21 protein-coding genes, 1 tRNA gene and 1 other RNA gene are annotated in these 22047 nt (G+C 27.3%); 5 read left to right on the top strand and 18 right to left on the bottom strand.

Features of this window, described 5'->3' with window-relative positions; genetic code table 11:
* Nucleotides 1–157 precede the first annotated feature (157 nt).
* Nucleotides 158–233: transfer RNA gene (locus HMPREF2782_RS01010), tRNA-Thr, on the top strand.
* Between the two features lie 129 nt (nt 234–362).
* Here the strand turns inward: HMPREF2782_RS01010 and uraA are convergent.
* The 7 genes from uraA to HMPREF2782_RS00975 form a co-directional block, all read right to left on the bottom strand.
* The gene (gene uraA / locus HMPREF2782_RS01005; RefSeq protein WP_070640226.1) at nt 363–1628 is read right to left on the bottom strand and encodes a uracil permease; all 1266 of its coding nucleotides are present in this window, start codon (nt 1626–1628) and stop codon (nt 363–365) included.
* A gap of 148 nt (nt 1629–1776) precedes the next feature.
* Nucleotides 1777–1953 (bottom strand): indolepyruvate ferredoxin oxidoreductase subunit alpha, encoded by a 177-nt coding sequence (locus tag HMPREF2782_RS01000; RefSeq protein WP_004813856.1) that lies wholly within the window; start codon nt 1951–1953, stop codon nt 1777–1779.
* Nucleotides 1954–2048: 95 nt separating this feature from the next.
* Complete coding sequence (locus HMPREF2782_RS00995) at nt 2049–2867, bottom strand: PSP1 domain-containing protein (protein ID WP_083304874.1); 819 nt, start codon at nt 2865–2867, stop codon at nt 2049–2051.
* Nucleotides 2842–3672 (bottom strand): DNA polymerase III subunit delta', encoded by an 831-nt coding sequence (locus HMPREF2782_RS00990; RefSeq protein WP_070640224.1) that lies wholly within the window; start codon nt 3670–3672, stop codon nt 2842–2844. Before HMPREF2782_RS00990 ends, HMPREF2782_RS00995 begins: the two co-directional genes overlap by 26 nt.
* Before the next feature lies 1 nt (nt 3673).
* Complete coding sequence (locus tag HMPREF2782_RS00985; RefSeq protein WP_004838952.1) at nt 3674–4003, bottom strand: cyclic-di-AMP receptor; 330 nt, start codon at nt 4001–4003, stop codon at nt 3674–3676.
* Entirely contained in the window at nt 4000–4629 is a 630-nt protein-coding gene (gene tmk / locus HMPREF2782_RS00980; protein WP_004838953.1) for a dTMP kinase, read from the bottom strand. The genes HMPREF2782_RS00985 and tmk overlap by 4 nt, the downstream gene beginning before the upstream one ends.
* 195 nt (nt 4630–4824) lie before the next feature.
* Nucleotides 4825–5472, bottom strand: coding sequence for a 50S ribosomal protein L25 (locus tag HMPREF2782_RS00975; RefSeq protein ID WP_070640221.1), 648 nt, complete (start codon nt 5470–5472; stop codon nt 4825–4827).
* A gap of 154 nt (nt 5473–5626) precedes the next feature.
* On the opposite strand from HMPREF2782_RS00975, the gene tpx reads away from it, so the two are divergent.
* Entirely contained in the window at nt 5627–6139 is a 513-nt protein-coding gene (gene tpx, locus HMPREF2782_RS00970; protein WP_070640218.1) for a thiol peroxidase, read from the top strand.
* Nucleotides 6140–6341: 202 nt separating this feature from the next.
* Here the strand turns inward: tpx and HMPREF2782_RS00965 are convergent, their stop codons facing one another.
* The 10 genes from HMPREF2782_RS00965 to pfkB form a co-directional block, all read right to left on the bottom strand.
* Nucleotides 6342–7544: a carboxylate--amine ligase gene (locus HMPREF2782_RS00965; RefSeq protein ID WP_070640214.1), complete on the bottom strand. Its 1203-nt coding sequence runs from the start codon at nt 7542–7544 to the stop codon at nt 6342–6344.
* Between the two features lie 79 nt (nt 7545–7623).
* A complete protein-coding gene (locus tag HMPREF2782_RS00960; RefSeq protein ID WP_070640211.1) occupies nt 7624–8415 on the bottom strand; it encodes a bifunctional 5,10-methylenetetrahydrofolate dehydrogenase/5,10-methenyltetrahydrofolate cyclohydrolase in 792 nt (263 codons plus the stop codon).
* Nucleotides 8416–8463: 48 nt separating this feature from the next.
* Nucleotides 8464–10074, bottom strand: coding sequence for a C40 family peptidase (locus HMPREF2782_RS00955; protein WP_070640208.1), 1611 nt, complete (start codon nt 10072–10074; stop codon nt 8464–8466).
* Nucleotides 10075–10365: 291 nt separating this feature from the next.
* An RNA gene (gene rnpB, locus HMPREF2782_RS00950) (RNase P RNA component class A) lies at nt 10366–10701 on the bottom strand.
* Between the two features lie 37 nt (nt 10702–10738).
* Nucleotides 10739–11506: a Nif3-like dinuclear metal center hexameric protein gene (locus tag HMPREF2782_RS00945; protein ID WP_070640205.1), complete on the bottom strand. Its 768-nt coding sequence runs from the start codon at nt 11504–11506 to the stop codon at nt 10739–10741.
* Complete coding sequence (locus HMPREF2782_RS00940; protein WP_070640202.1) at nt 11484–12179, bottom strand: tRNA (adenine(22)-N(1))-methyltransferase; 696 nt, start codon at nt 12177–12179, stop codon at nt 11484–11486. Before HMPREF2782_RS00940 ends, HMPREF2782_RS00945 begins: the two co-directional genes overlap by 23 nt.
* The gene (rpoD, locus tag HMPREF2782_RS00935; protein ID WP_070640200.1) at nt 12180–14024 is read right to left on the bottom strand and encodes an RNA polymerase sigma factor RpoD; all 1845 of its coding nucleotides are present in this window, start codon (nt 14022–14024) and stop codon (nt 12180–12182) included.
* Nucleotides 14025–14050: 26 nt separating this feature from the next.
* Nucleotides 14051–15724 (bottom strand): DNA primase, encoded by a 1674-nt coding sequence (dnaG, locus tag HMPREF2782_RS00930; protein WP_070640197.1) that lies wholly within the window; start codon nt 15722–15724, stop codon nt 14051–14053.
* A 102-nt stretch (nt 15725–15826) separates the two neighbouring features.
* Entirely contained in the window at nt 15827–17200 is a 1374-nt protein-coding gene (locus HMPREF2782_RS00925; protein WP_070640194.1) for an aldehyde dehydrogenase family protein, read from the bottom strand.
* 109 nt (nt 17201–17309) lie between these two features.
* Nucleotides 17310–18224, bottom strand: coding sequence for a 1-phosphofructokinase (gene pfkB, locus HMPREF2782_RS00920; protein WP_070640191.1), 915 nt, complete (start codon nt 18222–18224; stop codon nt 17310–17312).
* Nucleotides 18225–18431: 207 nt separating this feature from the next.
* Here pfkB and HMPREF2782_RS00915 point away from each other — a divergent pair, with 207 nt between their 5' ends.
* The gene (locus HMPREF2782_RS00915; protein WP_070640189.1) at nt 18432–18773 is read left to right on the top strand and encodes a phage holin family protein; all 342 of its coding nucleotides are present in this window, start codon (nt 18432–18434) and stop codon (nt 18771–18773) included.
* A 45-nt stretch (nt 18774–18818) separates the two neighbouring features.
* On the opposite strand, the gene HMPREF2782_RS00910 is transcribed toward HMPREF2782_RS00915, so the two are convergent.
* Nucleotides 18819–19085: an acylphosphatase gene (locus HMPREF2782_RS00910; protein ID WP_070640186.1), complete on the bottom strand. Its 267-nt coding sequence runs from the start codon at nt 19083–19085 to the stop codon at nt 18819–18821.
* Between the two features lie 115 nt (nt 19086–19200).
* Here HMPREF2782_RS00910 and HMPREF2782_RS00905 point away from each other — a divergent pair, with 115 nt between their 5' ends.
* Together HMPREF2782_RS00905 and HMPREF2782_RS00900 are read left to right on the top strand one after the other, a co-directional pair.
* Entirely contained in the window at nt 19201–21738 is a 2538-nt protein-coding gene (locus HMPREF2782_RS00905) for a heavy metal translocating P-type ATPase (RefSeq protein WP_070640183.1), read from the top strand.
* Nucleotides 21738–22007 carry a metal-sensing transcriptional repressor gene (locus HMPREF2782_RS00900; protein ID WP_004838968.1) on the top strand — a complete coding sequence of 90 codons (270 nt, stop codon included), beginning with the start codon at nt 21738–21740 and terminating at the stop codon, nt 22005–22007. The genes HMPREF2782_RS00905 and HMPREF2782_RS00900 overlap by 1 nt, the downstream gene beginning before the upstream one ends.
* The last annotated feature ends 40 nt before the right edge of the window (nt 22008–22047 follow it).

Below are 22047 nucleotides of genomic sequence, written 5' to 3'. Positions count from 1 at the left end.
CAAATTGTGCTTTACTCATTATTTCCTCCTAAATATTATAAGCTTACTATACCATAAATTTCATAAATTTACTACAATTACTCATATTATACCGTTTTTTTTGAATAATTTAAAATTATTTGCAAAAATATTTTTTCTGTGGTATATTACATTATGTGCCACTTTAGCTCAGTCGGTAGAGCGCATCCATGGTAAGGATGAGGTCCTCAGTTCGATCCTGGGAAGTGGCTCCATTTTTTTGCCAATTTTTAATTTTAAAATTTTAAATTTTATAATTTTTACATTATTAAATAAATTTATTTCTTTTTTTGTTTATCCAACTAAAAAAATCAAGCCATAAATTTACAGCTTGATTTTTATTTTTATTGATTTATTAAATTTAATTTTCTAAGCAAGGTCATAAAAGCTGATAAGAGTACTGCTACTACTGATGCTAGTACCATGCCTTGTAATTGGATTGAGCCAAATTTTATTGATAATCCTGATAGTCCTGCTATAAATATTGTTGATGTTAGGATTAGGTTTATTGATTTTGAATAGTCTACTTTTTGGTCTACTAATAATCTTATTCCGCTTGTTCCTATCATTCCGTATAACAAGAAGGTTACTCCTCCTATTACATCCCCCGGTATTGTTTGGATTAATGCTGCTAATGGTCCTACAAATGCCATTAATATTGAAATAATTGCTGCTGCTCCTATAACTTGGACTGAATATACTCCTGTTATTGCCATAACTCCTATATTTTCTCCATAGGTTGTTGTTGGAACTCCTCCTACTAATCCTGAAAGGGCTGATGAGAAGTTATCTGCAAATATTGATCTGTGTAATCCTGGATCTTCTAATAAATTTCTTCCTATAATATTACTTGTTACAACTTGATGTGAAATGTGCTCACTTGTAATTACTAATATTACTGGTAACATTGATAGAATTGCTTCTATTGAAAATTTTGGTGCTGAAAAGTTTGGTAAGGTAAATAATTTTGCTTCTAATACTGGTGTAAAATCTACCATTCCAAAGAAAACTGAACAAATATATCCTACTACTATTGCTATTAGGATTGGAATTGTTGATAAAAATCCTTTGAATGATACTGAACCGATTATGGCTGTAAAAAGTGTAATTCCAAATATTATAAAATCTTTATAATTTGCAGTATCTGTCATCAAGTTTGCTCCGATTGAACCGCCTGTTACTGTATTTCCTGCAAGCTCAAATCCTATTAGGGCAACGACTGAACCCATGGCTGCTGGTGGCAATACTACATCTATCCATACTATTCCAAATTTATAAATTATATATGCCAAAAAACATCCTAGAGTTCCAACCACAATAAAAGCACCTTGCGCATATTGAAATCCTTGACTTGCAATAATAGCTGTTCCTGGTGCTAAAAATGCAAATGATGATCCCAAATAAGCAGGTGCTTTCTTTTTGGTAATTAATATAAATAATAATGTTCCGATACCATTCATAAAAAGTACTATTCCTGGATTTATTTTAAATAAAATAGGGACTAAGACACTAGCTCCAAACATTGCGAATGTGTGTTGGATTGAAAGTGGTAACAATAATTTAAATGGTAACTTATCTTCTACGTGGTAAATTTTTTTAGAATTTTTCATAATGCCTCCTTGTTTACATCAAAAAATATATTAGCAAAAAATGTAAAAATTGTCAATTTTTTTTGTAATTATTAATTTTTTAATTTTTAAAGATTTTAAGCAATATAAAAGACTCAGCAAAAACTGAGTCTTATTTTATGTATATATCTTATTCTGCTGGTGAGATTGCTTCTACTGGACATACAGCTGCACATGATCCACAATCGATGCAAGCATCTTCGTCGATTTCGTAAGCTGCGTCGCCTTGTTCAATTGCTTGAACTGGACATTCACCTTCGCATGATCCACATGATATACATGTATTTTCATCTATTCTATAAGCCATAATATTACCTCCTAATTTGTTATATTAATATTATAGTAGTTAAATTAACTAATGTCAAATGATAGTAAATCTCAAGATTTTCTTATTTTTATCAATTATTTGTCAACTATTCTTCTTATATCCTTTGGGCAATAAGATTTCTCTATTTCTGTATCGTCTTCTTCTATTCTTACTCTAATTTTGCATTTTTCTTTTACATAGTTGTTTTCTACAACAACTCCAATCCCATCTTCAGTTTCAATTTTTTCGCCTATTTTTGGCATTGATTTTTTTGCTATTTTATAGCTTTCATTTTCGTAAGATAGACAGCACATTAGCCTTCCACACAAACCTGAAATTTTATTTGGATCTAAGGTTATATCTTGTTCTTTTGCCATTTTTATTGATAAGGGTTGAAAATCGCTCAAAAATCTTGCACAACAACATTTTTGTCCACAAATTCCTACGCTTGAAACCAATTTTGCATGGTCTCTTACACCGATTTGTCTAAGTTCAATTCTATTTCTATAAATTGATGCAAGTTCTTTTACAAGTTTTCTAAAATCAACTCTATTATTTGATGAAAAATAAATGAGTAATTTTTTTCTATCGAAAGTAAATTCTGCTTCAATGGCATGAAGATTAAGTCCAAGATTGTCTGCCTTTTCTTGGCATATTTCTACAGCCTCAAGGGCATCTTTTCTATTTATTTCTTCTTCAACTAGATCCTCTTTGCTGGCTTTTCTAATAATTTCATTTAGTTCACGGTCAAAATCGCTTTTATTTATTTCTTTAATTGGCGTTTTAACAATTCCCATTTCAAGACATGAATTAGAATCAACTATGACCTTATCTCCAATGTGTAAATCAAAATCTAGTGGATTAAAATAATATATTTTTCCTGCTTTTTTAAAGCTTATCCCTACTACTTTCAATATTTCTCCCCTCTCTATATATAAAAATAAGGAAATTTTCAACTGCCATGTCAAAATTTGCATTATTTTTAAATCCTTTTGTTATTTGTTCGGCTTTTCTTATTATCCTATCAATAGAATCAAAAGGTAAATTTTCTATTTTTCTCAAGTAAAATAAAACTTTCTTGTTCTCTTTTGCATTGTTCTTGTAATATTTTAATTTTATCAAATTATTGAAAAAATTTAAAATTTCTACAAATAATTCTTCCTTATAATCTTTTGCCTTTGAAAAGAAATCTTTATTTTTGTAATAAAAAGAAAAATTTCCAGAAATTATTTCACTTAATATATAGGATAGTTTTTCCCTGTCTACAAATTCATTTTCTATTTGACTTTTAAAACTTATGATTTGACATCTTGATCTAATAGTTTTTAAAAGACTATAAGCATTATCTGTTGTAAAAATTAAAATTATATAATCTTTTGCCTCTTCTATGCTTTTTAAAAGGGCATTTGAACTTTCAATGCTCAAATTTTCGCTATCTTTAATTATATATATTTTAATTTTTCCATTTGTAGGCCTAAGATACATATCTTTTATCAAAAGTCTAATGGTTTTTATGCTTATGTTTTTTTCCTTGTCATCCTTTTTTATTATTTCAAAATCAGGATTTTCTTCAAGTTTTGTACTTATACCAAAATTATTAAAAACGCTCTTAGAAAATTCCAATGCCTTATCTAGATTATAAGAAGAATTTTTTGATTCAAAGATATAGGCATTGGAAAGTTTATCATTTTTTATTTGATTTTCTAAAATTTCTATCATTTCAGATTCTTATATATTGGTCAACATCCAAAATAAATACAGTAGCTCCACCAACATTCACATCAACTGGTGCACTTGTTGCCAAAAGTGGAGAATCTGCTGTCGGATTGATTACTGATGATTGAGTTGTTCTTTTTTTACAATTATCTTCAATAATTTGCTTTACTTCATCAAGATTTTCCTCTTCAATACCAATAAGAAGGGTAGTATTTCCTTCTCTCAAAAAACCACCTGTTGTTGCAAGCTTTGTTACCCTATATCTTTTGTCTGTCAAAGAATCCATCAAAAAATTTGCATCCGCATCTTGAACTATAGCTATTAAAAGTTTCATTTTTTCTCCTTTAAATATGTTTTTATAGTAGCCAAACAATTATCTACAACCGTATCTATACTTTTGTTAGCATCGATTGAAATAATTTCATCCTTAAATCTCTTGGATAATTCTATATAGCCATCATAAGTTTTTTTGTGGAAAGAATCATCTTCGTTTTCCAAACGATCAGAAATGAAATTTTTCCTTTTTCTATCAATGGCAGTTTTATAATCAATATTCAAAAACAAAGTTAAATCTGCCCTAATTTCTCCAATAGCAAAATCATTAATATTTTTAACTTCGTCTACACCAAGACCTCTTCCAATTCCTTGATAAAGCATAGAACTAAGAACAAATCTATCACAAAGAATTATTGAACCTTTTTCCAACAAAGGTCTAAGCTTCTCACCTACCAATTGAGCCCTACTTGCTGCATACAACAAGGCCTCACACCTTGGATTCATTTCTATATTTTCATTATCCAAAATAATTTCTCTAATTTTTTCTGAAATATCAGTTCCACCAGGTTCCCTAAACTTATATATATCATACCCATCTTCCAAAAGCTTATTATAAACTTTTTCCAAGACAGTAGTTTTTCCAGAACCATCAGGACCTTCAAATACAATTAATAATCCATTCATATTATTATTATATCAAATACTTCAAACATTTAATAGTTTTATAAAACATTCCTTGATTAAAAAATTTTTATAAATTTAAAAACAAAATTCGTAAAAAAATTTCAAATTTTTTTAAAAAATTCTAATAGAAAAATTTAAAATCAAAAATAATTTTTTGCAAAAAAAAAGACCAGTAAAGGTCTTTGTTTCTTAGACTTATTCTTCGTCTTCTTTTTCTTCAGTTTCATTAACAGTTGGTACGTCAGCTGCCAATTCGCCTTCGCTATCTTCATCAACAACAACTTCTTCTTGAGGTTCTTGAAGTGAACAAACAACTTCATCAGCTTCAAGTAAAATATTGATATTTTCATCTTTTGCAATATCAAAATCAGCTACTGTGAATGAATCCCCAATTTGCATATCAGTAACTTCCAATTCTGCGTATTGTGGAATATACATTGGTAAACATTCAACTTCAACTGTATCAATATTTTGAACCAATACAGAAGGTTCAACCCTAATGTCATCTCTTCCATTTAAGTAAACTGGAACAGAAACTCTGATAGCTTCCTTAGCATTGATTGCTTGGAAATCTACATGGAAAAATTGAGATTTAAATGGGTGCATTTGATAATCTTTAATAAGTACCGGTACCTTTTCTCCGTCAATATCTAAGTCAATAATTGTAGTTGTACCTGCTTGAGACAATACTTTTTCAAAATCTCTAGAAGTAAATTGTACATTTATATTTTCTTTATCTTTAGCATATACAACACCTGGTACAATAGCTTGTTGTCTAAGTTTATTAACTTTATTTTTTCCGACAGCTTCTCTTTTTTCTGAATTTAAAACTATATCTGCCATTGCTTCCTCCTTATTTTCTAACTTTCATACTGATTAATTATACCTTATTTAAAAGCATTTGACAATAATAATCTAATTATTTAAAATTTCTCCTACAAAATAAAAAAAATGGGTATATTAATATAGAAACAATTATACATTTTAGGAGGTATAAATGACAGAAAGAAAGAAAAAATTCGGTGAAGAAGAAATCACAGTAATAGGCGAAGAACTAAAAGTAGGAGATAGCGCTCCAAACTTTAAGGCAATAAATAACGACTTGTCAGAATATGATTTTTATAAAGAAGAAGAAGGAAAAATAAAAATTATATCAGTAGTACCATCACTTGATACATCAGTTTGCGAAATACAAACAACAAAATTCAACAAGGCTGCAGCAGATATAAGCCCTGACGTTTCAATCGTAACAATATCAAACGACCTACCATTTGCCCAAGCAAGATTTTGCTCAGCAAAAGGAATAGATCAAGTAAAAACAGTGTCAGATTATAATTTCTTAGATTTTGCAGAAAAATACGCAACCCTAATCAAAGAATTAAAACTACAAAATAGAGCAGTTTTCGTTGTAGATAAAGAAAACAAATTAGTTCACGTAGAATACCTAGAACAAAACACAGAATTGCCTGATTATAAAGCCGCATTAGAAGCTGCAAAAAAATTGGTATAAATAAAATAAATCTTTAAAATCACAAAAAATAGCTAGAGAAATCTAGCTATTTTTTATGTAAAATAAAAAAGCAAACTCTATATAAATTTGCCTTTAAAAATAAATTTACAATTATCTAATTACAAAAAATTATTTTATACTCTTAATCTAAAAATTTAAAATAAAATTATGCATACCTATATTAAATTCCTATACAATTTATTTAATTAGAAAATTTTTTATAGTATTTAATAGTTGAAAATCTTCTTCTCATATAATTAAGGAATCTCTTAAAATTTTTGTCATTCTCATACCAAGTTGTAAAAACATAGCCTTTTTTTAACATTTTTAAAGCCAAGTCTTTATCTTTTCTATTAACATATTTTTTCAAAACTGATGGATCAACATACAACCATAATCCATTTTCATATTCATAATAGCATGGTTCATCTTTATTAAAAATTAAATCATCTACAAGATATTTAATAAAATTATTATTGGCTGCATTCATATAAAAACTTGACCTGCCTTGTCTTATATTTATTTCAAATACCTTATACTTTCCATCTCTCTTATCATATTTCAAATCAAAATTTGCATAACCTGTATAAGAAATTTCTTCCAAAAATTTCTTATATTGCTTATATATATTATCATCTCCCATTGTTACCAAAGCATTATAATTTCCGATATTTAAAGGTAAAACTTCATCTAACAAACACTTGCCAAGGCTCATCATTTTTACTTGTGAACTTGTATTTACATAAGCATTTAAAACATACATATCTGAACTATCTCCTGGAATAAAATCTTGTGCTATCATTTTTCCAGTATATCCAGCATTATAAATTTGATTTAAAGTTTTCACTAATTCTTCATTGTTGTAAATTTTATAAGCTTTTTTCTTACTCTCAAAATGAGTATTATAAAATTCAATTGAATCATTTGCCTTTAATGCTATAGGATAAGACAATTCTGATTCAATTTTTTTAATTGATTCATCTGTGTTGTCATTTGTAATAACTGTATCAGGATAATCTAGACCATATTTTTCGCAAATTTCATAAAAATCAATTTTATTTTCCAATTTCTCTTGCATATATTTATCAACGTAATTAAATAGATAATAATCTTTTAATTTTTCTTTATTATTAACAAGCAAAGATGAATAACCATCGGAACAAGAAATCAGAATCAATTCATAATCTTTATATTTTTTCTTTAATTTTATCAGCTCTTCTACAAAAATATTATCATCTTCAAAATTTTCATTTGTATGTACTTCACATATTTTAGAATCTCTTGTGTCTCTTAAATTTTTTATTCCCATACAAATAGATTTTATTCCATAAAGCTCATGGGCACTTCTTGCAACACCATAAGCATTTAAATCTGTACCTAAAATTACTAATTTAAATTTTTTCATATATATCCTTTCATAATTTTACTTTATCAAATTTAAATACTATTTACAATTATACCTTAAATAAAAATGAATCTAGTACCTAACTATATAATAAACTTTCCAATAAAGACAAGGTTGTAATAGAGCCAACTCCATTTTTACAAGTAACTACTTTTAAATCCATCTCATTTATACTATCATAATCAATATCGCCATACATTTTACCATCTACAAAACTTACTCCAACATCAATCAATATTTGTCCATCTCTAAAATAATCTTTATTATAAAAATTTGCTTTTCCAATTGCAGATATAAATATATCACAATTCTTAATTTTTTCTTTTTGATTTTTTGTTTTTGAATTAAAGAGTGTTACTGAAGCTTTTTTATAATTTAAATACATAGCTAATGGTTTTCCAATAATATTAGTTGAATTAGCTATTATTATATCCTTTCCCTCCAAGTCTAAATTCATATAATTAATAAATTTTATAATAGATTTTACTGTTTGTGGTGAATTCTCAAATTTTTTATTCATTATTTTCCCTAAAGAATCATACTTAAAGCCATCTAAATCATTAAAAGGAATATTTTCTCTTAAATAATCTAGATCTGTCGACTCTAAGAGAGGTTGGAGAACTATAAAACCATCAATATTATTTAAATTATTACAATAATTTATTATATCTAAATGATTATCTTCTTTACTAAATTCTTTATCAATATAATCAATATTAAATTCATTACATCTTCTTATAATTGCATTTTTATATTGATTTACAGCTAAATCATTATTTTGAGATATAATTAGTAAGTTTTTCTTTTTATTGCAATATTCTATATTTTTTAATATATCATTTTTTATTTCATTTGACTTAATAATCTTCATAATTTAATCCTAAAAAAACACCCCTAAGGGTGTTTTTAATTTATTTAATTAAAATATTCTTCTTGCTCCTGCAAATACTCTTTGACTCCATGAATTATAGATATTTCCAATTTGAACTCCAACTCCTGGACTTACTGCATGAACATAATTACCATTATAATCAACAATCATTCCTACATGGTCTATAGATCCGCTTTGATTAAAGAATACAAGATCTCCTGGTTTCAAATTATTGATACCTACTGAATATCCATTAGAGAATTGTGCAGCAGAATTTCTATTTAAATTAACTCCAATTTGTTTATAAGCATAATAAACTAAACCTGAACAATCAAATCCACTTGGAGATGATCCTCCCCAAACATAAGGATAACCAACAAATTGTCTTGCAATATTTGCAGCAGCTTGTCCACTTGCTGAAGCTTGAGGTGTTTGAGTTGCAGTTTGTTGTCCTATTGCATTATTATTTGATTTATTATTTTCTACAACTTGTTGTGGTTTAGCAACTTCTTTACTTGAAAGTAGATTTGCACTAATATATCCAGTTCTTCCATTATAGTTTACTTTCAACCATCCATTAGCTAATTGTCCACTAACTTTATCTCCCATAGTATAAGAGCCTATTATACTGTATGATGTTGATGCACCTGATCTAACATTTAATGCAGCTGTATTTACCCAACCTGTATAAGCTTGAGATTGAACTGTATTTTCTTGTTTTGCTGGTGTATTATTTTCTTGTTTTTTCTCAACAACTGGCTTTTTAACTTCTGTATTTGATAAACAGTTTGCAGATATATAAGCAACTTGTCCATTATAACTAATTTTTAACCAACCATTTTGAAGTGTTCCTGAAACTTTATCTCCTGTTGACAATGATCCAATAATACTAGAACCTGTTCCTGCTCCACTTCTTACATTTAATGCACTTACATTTACCCAGCCAGTATAACTTGTTGCTTGGCTAGCTTGTGCTTTTTTAGCTTCTTCAGCTTTTCTTGCTTCTTCGGCCTTTTTAGCTTCCTCAGCTTTTCTTGCTTCTTCTTGAGCTATTAAATCTTCTTGGTTAGTATCTTCTAAAGCTTGATCAGATAAAAAGTCTAATTTTATGTATCCTTTATCAGTTTTTAACCAACCATCTTCAACTTGTCCACTTACTTTAGTATTTTTATTTAATACGTCTATTACGTTATTTTCTTGATCATTTTTTGAAGATCTAACATTTAATGATTCTACAGCTACAAACTTTTCAACTACAGGGCTTTGTTCTAAAGCTTGTTCAACTGTATTTTGATTTTTATTTTGATCTTCTTCTTTATTTTCTTGAATTTTTTCATCTACAGCTTTAACTATAGCATCTTCACTTGATGATTCAAAAAGTGTAGGATCAGCCAAATTTCTTGTTTTAGATAATTTTGCATCTTTTTTTGTTTCTGTTTTTTCTGCAAATTTAGTATTTTTAACTTCGTTAGAATAATCTTTCTTTACAGAATTAACTTTGGATGCATATTCTTTTTCAATATAAGATACATTATTTTCTAATACCTTTTTTGATTGATCTTCTTTATCTAAATTATTAATCGTAGAAGCATAAGCAGAAGCACCTATTGTAACTGCGGCTAACACTCCTATTGTCGATCCTATATTTTTCTTACTCATTGTTTCCTCCGTTTAAAATTTGTTTTTTTTATCTGTTATGAAATCTAGAATAATAATATAACTTTTTAACAAAATAGTCAATAAGAAGTTACAAAAAAATTACACTTTTTGACATATTTTTTATATTTATTTGTGAAAACACTTGTATAATCCCAATTTATTTAAAATATTTGAAAAATTATTTTTATTTCGTAACTTTTTTTATATTTTTTTCTTATTTGTTACAAATTTATTTTTAAATTTTCCAATAAAAAAACTACCCTTTTATATTAGGATAGTTAAATTTAATAAAAATAGAGTAAATCTATAAGCCGTGTTCTGTTAAAAATAATCATCTATCTAGGCTAATTGTCACCAATTAGCTCAAGCGAACTACCATACTGGACTGTTTCGAGTAGAAATCCTAATGTCCCTTTTGTTCTTGCACCGGATGGGGTTTACACAGCATAATTATCACTAATTATCTGGTGAGCTCTTACCTCACCGTTCCACCCTTACCAAAAATTTTTGGCGGTATACTTTCTTTTGCACTTGCCTGAAGGTCACCCTTACTAGACGTTATCTAGCATCCTTACTCTGTGGTGCACGGACTTTCCTCGTCATTGACGCGATTATTCAATTTACTCCGTTATTTATTTTATCATAATTTTTTTATTTGTAAAGATTATATAAATTCTCTATATGAATCTTTTTTTGCACAGGTGTATATTCCCGTTGCAAAATTTTTTTCTAATAAATCTTTTATCATATAAATAATATGATTTTCGCTTGCAAAATGTCCTGGATCGACTATATTTATTTTTTTACAATTATCTATAGCCTCATGATATTTTACATCACTTGTTACAATAAGATCACAGCCTTTTTTAATTGCATCATTTATAAAATCACTACCAGCTCCTCCGCAAAGAGCAACTTTTTCTATTTTTTTATCCTTATCTCCATAAAGTATAAGTCCTTTACAATTTAATTTTTCTTTTACAAATTTAGAAAAATCATAAGCTGTTATTTCATCTGTATATCCAAATCTTGCCATAGGATTTTCATTATTTGTATCTAAATTTGAAATATCTCTAAGCTCTAAAAGTTTTGCTAAATTATCATTTACTCCGCCTTTTCCTATATCAAGATTGGTATGCATGGCAAAAACTGTAATATCATTTAGAAGTAAATTTTTAATAATTTTTCCCTTTCCTTTGTTTAAATCTATTGATTTAATTGAAGAAAATAAAAATGGATGATGATTTATAATCAAATTACAAGATTTTTCTTTTGCTTTTTGTATTGTTTGTTCGTCAAGATCCAAAGAAATCATTATATTTGTTAGATCATTTTCAATATTTCCAATTTGAAGTCCAGAATTGTCCCAATCTTCTTGCAGTGAAAGTGGAAATCTTTCTTCCAAAAATTTAATTATATCTTTTATCTTCATAATTTTTAACCTCTTCTATTGCTTGTAATCTTTCTTCAATAAGATCTAATCCTTGTTTATTTTCTGAAAATTTTTCTATATTTTCTTTAAATTTTATATTTTTCTTATAAATTTGCTCAAGTCTTTTTTTTAATAATGGATTGAAATTTTTATATATAAACTTACCAAAATAAATTTCTCCCAAAGAAAGTTTTCTATCTTTTCCATTTTTAAATTTAATTATATCGTAGTGTTTTCTACCATCTTTAATAAGAAAATCCTTGTCAATAAAAAAACTATTTTCATTTAAAAATTTTCTTAATTTTTCATTTCCTATATTTCCTTCACAAATTACATAATCAAGTTTTCTTATCTTTTCTATATTATTATAAATAATTTCAATTATTGTAACTGCTCCCATTCCTGCAATTATGGCTATTTGATTGTCTTTTATTTCTATATCATTTAGTCCGTCACAAACTTTTGTTTTTATTATTTTTTTTAAATTATCATCTAGCTTTTCTTCTAGTTTTTGAAGGCTTTTTTTTGAAATATCTGTTGCAAGAATTTCTTTTGATATTTCATTTTTTGCTAAATATAAAGGGACTAATCCATGATCAGTCCCAATATCAATTACTTTTTTACCTTCATCAACTAGCTTTGCTATTTTTTCTAGTCGTTTAGTAATTTTCATTTATAAAAAGTCTTTCAATAATTCACTCTTATTAGGCGATTTTAATTTTCTTAACGCCTTTGCTTCTATTTGTCTAATTCTCTCGCGAGTTACATCAAATTCTTTGCCAACTTCTTCTAATGTTCTTGGTGTTCCATCTATAAGTCCAAATCTTAATTGTAAAACTCTTTTTTCTCTTGCTCCAAGACAAGATAAGACATCATTCAGTTGATCTCTAAGCATTGAATAGTTTGCTGCATCATCAGGATTTATAGCTGTATCATCTTCTATAAAATCTCCCAAATGGCTGTCTTCTTCTTCGCCTATTGGCGTTTCCAAACTAACAGGTTCTTGGGCAATTTTTCTTATCTCTTGAACTTTTTCAACTTCAATTCCCATTTGCTCAGCAATTTCTTCGTTTGATGGATCACGACCTAAATCTTGAACTAATTGTCTTTGAATTCTAACTAATTTATTAATTGTTTCAACCATGTGAACAGGAATTCTAATTGTTCTAGCTTGGTCGGCAATAGCACGAGTTATCGCTTGTCTTATCCACCAAGTTGCATAAGTTGAAAATTTAAATCCTCTGTTGTAATCATACTTATCAACTGCTTTCATAAGTCCCATATTTCCTTCTTGAATCAAATCCAAAAAGCTCATTCCGCGACCTACATATTTTTTTGCAATTGATACAACAAGCCTTAAATTTGTCTCTGCCAATTTTTGTTTTGCCCTATTTGCATCAAATATTGCCCTATTTAATCTTTTTACATCGTCTGCATCAAATCCTTGATCTTCAAAAATTTTCTTGCATAGATTTTTGGTTTTTGTAAATCTTTCCAAATCTTTTATACTTGATTCAGAAAGTGGTTTATATTCATAAACTTGCCTGGCTTTGTTTGAAAAATTAATTAAATCGCTAATTATTAGCTTATCATTGGTTTTCAAAATTTCATTTTCAGCTCCCTTTTTGTAAAGGTCTGAAAAAGCTAAATAAATTAGTGAAACTATATCGTCAGATTCTTTTGTTGCAACTAATTTCCCAAAATTATCAAATAAATCACACAAAATATTTGCTTCTTTTTCGCTTAATTCTTTGTCTGCTATAGATTTTTGTGCAATATTGCAAATTAATATTTTAGATTTTATGGCTTCTAATTGCTCATCTGTTAATTCTTGGTTTAACATATTTTCAAATTGATTTCCAATTTCAATCAATGACTCAAGATTTGTTTTTGTTTCATCATCTAATTCTTTATTTTCTAAAATTGATTGATTTGCACCAAGTATAGTTAATGAAAGATCTCCATAAAATATATCTAAAGCAAGTTTTACTTTATTTTGTTTGGTAAGTTTTTTACCACTTTTACTCCTGAAAGCAATATCTCCAAGCTCCATTTTTTTCGCCAAAAATATTTCTTCGTGAGCATCTAATAGCTTAACTTTTCCAATTTCTTTTAAATACATTTTTACAGGGTCATCCAACTTTATACCAGTGATAGCTTCATCTTGTATAAATTTTTTTTCTAACTTTTGCTTGTTAGAAACTTTTTTCATGTGATCTTCAAGTTTTTCATCTGAAAAATCTTCATCGTCATCATTATCAAGTTCTTCTCTGATTTCTTCGTCATCTTCATCTTCGTCCAAAACAGTTCTTTGTTCTTCAACAATCTCTATTCCATTGGATATAATTTGGCCTATAACATATTTTTTGCTTTCATCTTCCATTTCTTTAAAGGTCTCAAAAGTGTAAACTTGTTTGTAAGTTACAACTCCATCTTGAGATTCACTAATAGATTTAAATTCATCTATTATTTCCCTTAGAAGATCATCTTCTAGCATCTTTTCGTTATCACTAGTCATAAGTCTCCCCTCCAGCTTTGAAGTGATTAGTCTCTATTTCTTAACTTTTTTAAAAGTTTTTTTCTATTTTCTAAATTTATTTTTTCTATTAATTCATTTCCTACAATCTTATTGGACTTATCTTTGATGTAATCTATAATAAATTGGTAGTCATTTGAAAAATTTTCGCTTATCTTATCAAAACCATTTTTGTCAATATATTGTTTTATTTCAAGCAATTTTTCATCCACTATAACTTGATCAAAAAAATCTTTATTTTCATCATACTCATCTTTTTGATTAAGATATAATCTTAAAGTTTCAAGCTCATTTGTGGAAACAGAATATTTTTTTCTTTCAATAATTGTGTTTTGATTGGTGTTAAAATTTTTAAAATCATTTTTATTATAAAAACTATCTTTATTTTGATTTTTGTAAGTCTTTTTGTAGTTATCATTATACTTTAAGACAGATTCTTTTAAAGTAGATTTATCTATATCAAAAAGTTTGCTTACATTATTTATAAAAATTTCTCTAGTAAGATCTGATTTTATTGAAGATAAAAATTCTATAAATAAATTTAATTTTTCAAATTTTTCATTGTCCTTACTTTCCGCATATAAGTCGAGAATTTTATTATACTTGTAATTGTAAACATCACTAGCCTCATCCATTTTTTTAATAAAAGCATCTCTGCCATATTTTTTTACAAAATCATCTGGGTCAAGACCCTTTTCAAGGCTAATTATATTTGGTTTTATTCCTTCATCTAATAAAATTTCAATTGCCCTATCTGTAGCTTTTATTCCAGCATTATCTTCGTCGTAGCAAATATAAACATTTTTTGCATATCTTTTTAAAAGTTTTGCCTGATCGCTTGTAAGTGATGTCCCAAGACTTGCCACAGCTTGGTCAATACCTTGATTATTTAAACCAATTACATCCATATATCCTTCAACCAAGATAATATCTTTATTAGATTGTTTTTTGAAAATATTTAAACCATAGAGGTTGTATCTTTTTTTGAAAACTTGGCTTTCTGGTGAATTTAAATATTTTGGCATAGTAGAATCAATACTTCTTCCACCAAATCCAATAACTTTTCCATAGTGATTTATAATTGGAAAAATCAATCTATTTCTGTACTTATCATAATATTTTCCATTTTGAGATTTTTTAATTAAACCCAAATTTTCAATATCATCCAAAAGATAATCTTTCTTTTTTACATAAGATAATAAATCATCCCAAGAATTTTTAGCAAAACCAAGCATAAAAGTATTTACAATATTTGACCTAAATCCTCTGTTTTTTAAATAAATTTGACAAGCCTTATCAGTCAACAAATTTTTGTAAAAATACATCATTATATCTTTATTAATATCGTAATATCTATTTAAAATTTTATTTTCTTTAGAAGATTTTGTATCATCAAGTTTTATACCAGCTTTTTTAGCCAAATATTTCATAGAATCAATATAGGAAAGTCCTTCTTTGTGCATAATAAAAGAAACAACATCTCCACCTTCGCCACAACCGAAGCAATGAAATAATTGTTTCCTGTCATCAACTGTAAAGGATGGTGTCTTTTCGTTATGAAAAGGACACAAACCCTTATAAGAGTTTCCAGATTTTTTTAAATCTACATAATCTCCAATAATTGCTACAATATCTGAATTTTCTAAAATTTCATTTTTCTTTTCATCAGATATAAACACCATTAAACCACCCCTTGATATAAAAGCTATTATACTTTTGTAATTTTTTTATTCAATAAATTAAAATAAAATAAAAAAATAAGAATCCTAGATAAATTAGGATTCTCATTTAAAAATTTTTTTAATTATTTTTTCTTGACCTTTTGAATATGGTGGATATTTTATTTTTATATCAATATTGTTCGACCTAATCATTATAGATTTTCTGTTTGAAAAATTCATAAAACCAAATTTCCCATGATAACCGCCCATTCCACTTTCTCCAACTCCTCCAAATTCTAAATTAGGATTTGTCAAATGCATTATCGTATCATTTATACAAACTCCGCCTGATGACAAATCATAAGTTAGTCTATCAATATGTTCTTGGTCTTCACTAAAAATATACATTGAAAGAGGCTTATCCATAAATTTTAATTTTTCTATAATTTTAAAAATATCATTATATTCTATTACTGGAAGAATTGGTCCAAAAATTTCTTCTTGCATAATTTTATTTGCAAAATCTACATCATCAATTATTGTAGGCTCAATTTTTAAAGTTTTTGAATTATACAAACCACCGGTGTAAATATTTTGATCTTCTATCAAATTAATAAGTCTTTCAAAAGAATTTTTGTCAATTATTCTTGGATAATCAGGATTTTCCAATGCTCTATCGCCATAAAATTCTAATATTGTTTGTTTCATCAATCTTAAAAGTTCTTTTTTAACATCTTTATGAACCAACAAATAATCTGGTGCTACACAAGTTTGTCCGCTGTTTAAAAGCTTTCCCCAAATAATTCTTTTTGCGGCGAATTTTAAATTTGCACTTTCATCAACTATGCAAGGAGATTTGCCACCAAGCTCAAGCGTAACTTTAGTCAAATTTTCACTTGCTTTTTTCATAATAATTTTTCCAACCTTTTGAGAGCCAGTAAAAAATATATGGTCGTATTTGTAAGATAAAAGTTCATCATGACTTACTTTTTCATTGTCAACGCAATAAATAAATGTCCTATCAAAACTTTCATCCAATAATTTTTTTATTATTTTTGATGTATAAGAAGATTTTTTTGAAGTTTTTAAAATTACAGTATTACCACTTGAAATTGCATTTACAATTGGATTTATTGCAAGCAAAAACGGATAATTCCATGGAGAAATAATTAAAGTCACACCCAAAGGTTCATATCTTGTAAAAGATTTTGCAGGCATTGCCTCCATATTTGTAATCTCTCTTGTATCTTTCATCCAATCTGATAAATTTTTTAAGGAAAAATCAATTTCTACATAGGCACTTGCAATTTCTGAAATATAAGATTCTGTGCTTGATTTATTTAAATCCATTTTTAAGGCATAAATAATTTCTTCCTTATACTTATCAATAGATTTTTTTAAAGTTATTAATGCTTTTTTTCTAAAATCTTCTGTGTTGGTTAAGCCAGTTCTAAAAAATATTTTTTGTTCATTTATAATTTTTTCTAATTCTTTCATATCTTACCTCGCTTATTTTACCTATACCCAATTTTAAACAATAAAAAAACACCAGCTTAAATTATTAAGCTAGTGAAAATTTATTTTTTTGATTTTTAATCATATAGCTTTATTCCCATTTTTCAAGCTCAACTTTTTTAAAAATTTCATCTATAAGTTCTTTTTCAGCAATATCAGGACTAAAGGCTGTTGCACTTCCACAAGCTATTGCAAGTTTATATGAATCAAGTTTTGAAAGTCCTTTCATATAACCGTAAATATATCCTGCAACCATGCTATCTCCACTTCCTACAGAATTAATTAATTTTCCTTCAATTGGTTTTGCCTTGTATGTAACACTATTATCAACAAAAATCGACCCGTCTTTGCCAAGTGAAACAATTACATTTTCAGCTCCTTGGTCAATTAATTTTCTTGCATATTTTACAATTTTTTCTTCACTATCAATTTTATCTTCAAAAATTTCAGAAAGCTCATACTTATTTGGCTTTACCAAAAATGGTTTATAAGATGAAAGTTTGTATAATTTTTTACCAGAAGTATCTAGAGCAAATCTTACATTATTCATTTCAAGTAAATTTACAATAACCCTATAAAAATCATCTCCTAAAGATTTCGGAATTGAACCAGATATTATTACAAAATCATCTTCTTGCAATTGGTCTAAATAATTTAAAAATTCTTCAATTTCTTCTTCTTTAATTTGAGGACCTTGAGCATTAATTTCAGTTTCTGTTTCATATTTTAATTTCACATTTATTCTAGAATCATCTTCTATTCTCGTAAAATCTTCCTCGATTCCCAAATCATTTAATTTTTTTCTAATAAAATCTCCTGTAAATCCACCAAGAAAACCAATATTTATTGAATTTTCTCCAAGATTTCTCAAAAGTTTAGAAACCATAATTCCTTTTCCACCAGGATATTTTTCTTCTGCATTACTTCTTAAAGTTTGTCCATCTTCAAATTTATCAATTTTTAAAACATAATCAATAGATGGATTTAAAGTAAGTGTATAAATCATTTCTTCTCCTCAATAATTTCATTTCTTTTTTATTTATTTTAGAAAATAAATATTTTTAATTTAATATCAACTCTTATCCAAAATAATGAGTCAAGATTATTATAGTACATTTCACATAGAAATGGAGCTTTTTACTTTAAATATTGATTTTTTTATTTCAACTTGTAAAGTCATTGTATAATAACTTATTGAATCGAGGTGAAAATAATGACATTTTTAATTCAATGGATTGCAAACGCAATTAGTCTTTATCTTCTTGATATTTTATTTGATGGAATAACTTTTACAGAAAATAAGGCAATAATAATTACAGCTTTAATATTGATGTTTGTAAATGCAATTATAAAACCAATTTTAAAATTATTATCTCTTCCATTAACAATATTAACTTTTGGTTTATTTTCTTTTATAGTAAACGCAATTGTTTTACAAATTACATTTAATCTTGCAAGTGGTGCTAGCATAAATTCTTTTGGAACTGCTTTAATTGCATCAATAATTCTTGCAATAATAAATCCTGCAATAAGCAATTTTTTCGACAAAAAATAAGACTCTTGTATTTTTGCAAGAGCCTTTTTTGTTACAATTTAATTTTTAAGACAATTTAAATTTTTCCTCATCTTTTATTAATTCTTTTTCTTTAATTTCTATATCATCAATTCTTATAAATCTATCCATAGCCAATTTTTCCAAAAATAAATCTATTTTTTCTCTATCTCCTTGAATATTTAATTCAACATCTCCATCATATAAATTATTTACATCTCCAGTTAAGCCAAGTTCATTTGCAAGCAAATAAGATTTATATCTAAAGCCAACTCCTTGTACTCTCCCTTTAAAAATCATATTATATCTTTTCATTTTTTACTCCTTATTTATTTTCTACCCATCAAAATTAAAAAATATTTCTTTACAAAAATTATTATAAGCATATAATAAAAATAACACCCCCACACGGTGTTAGTTAGGAGGTAAAATGAAAGAACGCTTTGATGTTAGTGGAATGACTTGTGCATCTTGTCAGGCAAATGTTCAAAAAGCTGTCGAAAAACTCGGCGTTGATTTTGTAAATGTAAATCTTATTTCGGAAACCATGACTGTTTCTTATGATGATGGAAAAATTTCTGAAAATGATATTATAAAAGCTGTTGAAAAAATTGGCTATGGAGCAAAGCCAAAAAATAAAAAAAATTTAAAAGAAAATAATAAAACTTTTGATGAAGAAAAAATTGTCAAAAACAGATTAATTATTTCTTTTATATTTTTGATTCCACTTATGTATGTTTCTATGGGACACATGATAAATCTTCCACTTCCTCATTTTTTAATGGGAGCGCGTGGCAGTGTAAACTTTGCTTTTTTGCAATTTTTATTAACCTTGCCAATAGTTTTTGTAAATAGAATTTTTTATATTTCCGGTTTTAAAGCTCTTTTTAACAAAGCATCTAATATGGATACTTTAGTAGGACTTGGATCTTTTGCCGCATTGATTTATGGAATATTTGCCATAATGAGAATGGCTTATGGTCTTGGCTTTGAAAAATTTGAAATTGTAGAAAATTATAGGCATAACCTATATTTTGAATCATCAGCAATGATTTTGACTTTGATTACTTTGGGAAAATATTTCGAAAAAAAATCTAAAGGTCAAACAAAAAAATCTTTGGAATCTTTGATGGATCTTGCTCCAAAAAAAGCTAGAATTTTAAAAGATAAAAAAGAAGTAGAAATCTTGGTTGAAGATTTGAAAAAAGGAGATTTGATTTTAGTTAGACCAGGAGAGGCAATTCCTGTTGATGGAATTGTAAAAGAAGGTTCATCTCTTGTTGATGAATCTGCAATAACTGGCGAATCAATTCCTGTAAATAAAGATATTGGAGATGAAGTTATTTCTGCAACTTTAAATAAACAAGGCTCTTTTATATTTGAAGCTACAAAAGTTGGAGAAGATACTACGCTTTCAAAAATAATTGAGCTTGTAAATCAGGCAAATGAAACAAAAGCACCAATAGCAAAACTTGCCGATAAAATTTCTGCAATTTTTGTTCCAACTGTAATGATAATTTCTTTAATTACTTTTGTAGTTTGGATGATTTTGGGATATGGTTTTGAATTTTCTTTAAATTTTGCAATTTCTGTTTTAGTAATTTCTTGTCCATGCGCCTTGGGACTTGCAACTCCAATGGCAATTATGGTTGCTACAGGAAAAAGTGCTCAATTTGGGCTCTTATTTAAAAATGCAGAAAACTTAGAAAATCTTCACAAAGTTGATACAATTTTACTAGATAAAACTGGAACAATAACTGAGGGAAAACCGCAAGTTACTGATATAATTTCAGAAATTGATGAAAATGAATTTATAAAAATTGCAAGCTCAATCGAAAATAATAGTGAGCATCCCCTATCACACGCCATAAGCGAATATGCAAAAGCTAAAAATATTCAAGCAAAAAATATAGAAGACTTTGAGGCGATTTCTGGTAAAGGAATAAAAGCAAAATATGAAAACAAAATTTATTATGGTGGAAATATTTCCTTGATGAAAGAAAAAAATATAGATTTAAAATCTTATGAGAAAAAAGCTGATATATTTTCAAATGAAGGAAAAACTTCTATGTATTTTGCTGATGAAAAAAAAGTAATTGGAATAATAGCCGTTCAAGATAAACCAAAAAATTTATCAAAAATTGCAATTGATGAAATGAAAAAAATGGGCTATGAAGTTAGGATGATTACAGGAGATAACGAAAAAACTGCTGAGGCAATAAAAAATGCCTTAAATATTGACGAAAAATACGCAGAAGTTTTGCCCCAAGACAAGGAAAAAGAAATTAAAAATTTGCAAAAACTAGGAAAAAAAGTCTTGATGGTTGGAGATGGAATTAATGATGCTCCAGCACTTGCTAGAAGTGATGTGTCAATGGCAATAGGAAATGGAACAGATGTAGCGATAGAATCTGCGGATATTATTTTAATTAACAATAATATTTTGGATATTGTATCAGCATTAAAACTATCAAAATCAACTATAAAAATCATTAAAGAAAATCTTTTTTGGGCGTTTTTCTATAATATAATTGGAATCCCACTTGCAGCAGGTCTTCTCTATCCTGCTTTTGGATTAAAACTTTCCCCAATGTTTGGAGCCTTTGCCATGAGTTTTTCATCAATATTTGTTTGTTTAAACTCACTAAGACTTAGAAAATTTAAAGCAAATTTTGAAAACGAAGAAAAAATAAAAGAAGAAATTGAAAAAGAAAAAAATAAAAATATAAAGGAGAAAAAAATGAACGAATTAAACAAAATGATAGTAAAAGTAAACCAAATGAGCTGTAACCATTGCAAAAATCGTGTAGAAGAAATTCTTAAAAATATTTCTGGAATTGAAAATGCCGAAGTTAATTTAGATGAAAAATTAGCAGAAGTCGATTACTTTGGAGCAATTGATGAAAACGAAATAAAAGAAAAAATAAATGATGCTGGATATGAGTTTGTTGGCATAGAGTATAAATAATGCAAGCTGACAAAGATAAAACCCTAAGAAAATTAAAAACAGTCAGAGGACAGTTAGACGGACTTATCAAAATGGTTGAAGATGACAGATATTGTATAGATATTTCAAACCAAATAATGGCATCAATTTCAATTTTGAAAAATATAAATTCCGATGTCCTCTCCTCCCATCTTGAACATTGCGTCTACAAGGCACTTGATAAAAATAATGAAGATGGAATAGAAAAAATCGAAGAAATTGAAAAAATAATAAAAAAATTATCCAAATAATTTGAAATCTTTGTTAAAAATTGTTTATTTAGAAAAACTT

This window comes from Anaerococcus sp. HMSC068A02 (genome assembly GCF_001811125.1).
GTDB classification, from domain to species: Bacteria; Bacillota; Clostridia; order Tissierellales; family Peptoniphilaceae; genus Anaerococcus; species Anaerococcus vaginalis_C.
The sequence above is the reverse complement of the archived record's forward strand: the minus strand, read 5'-3'. Positions and strand labels throughout refer to the sequence as shown.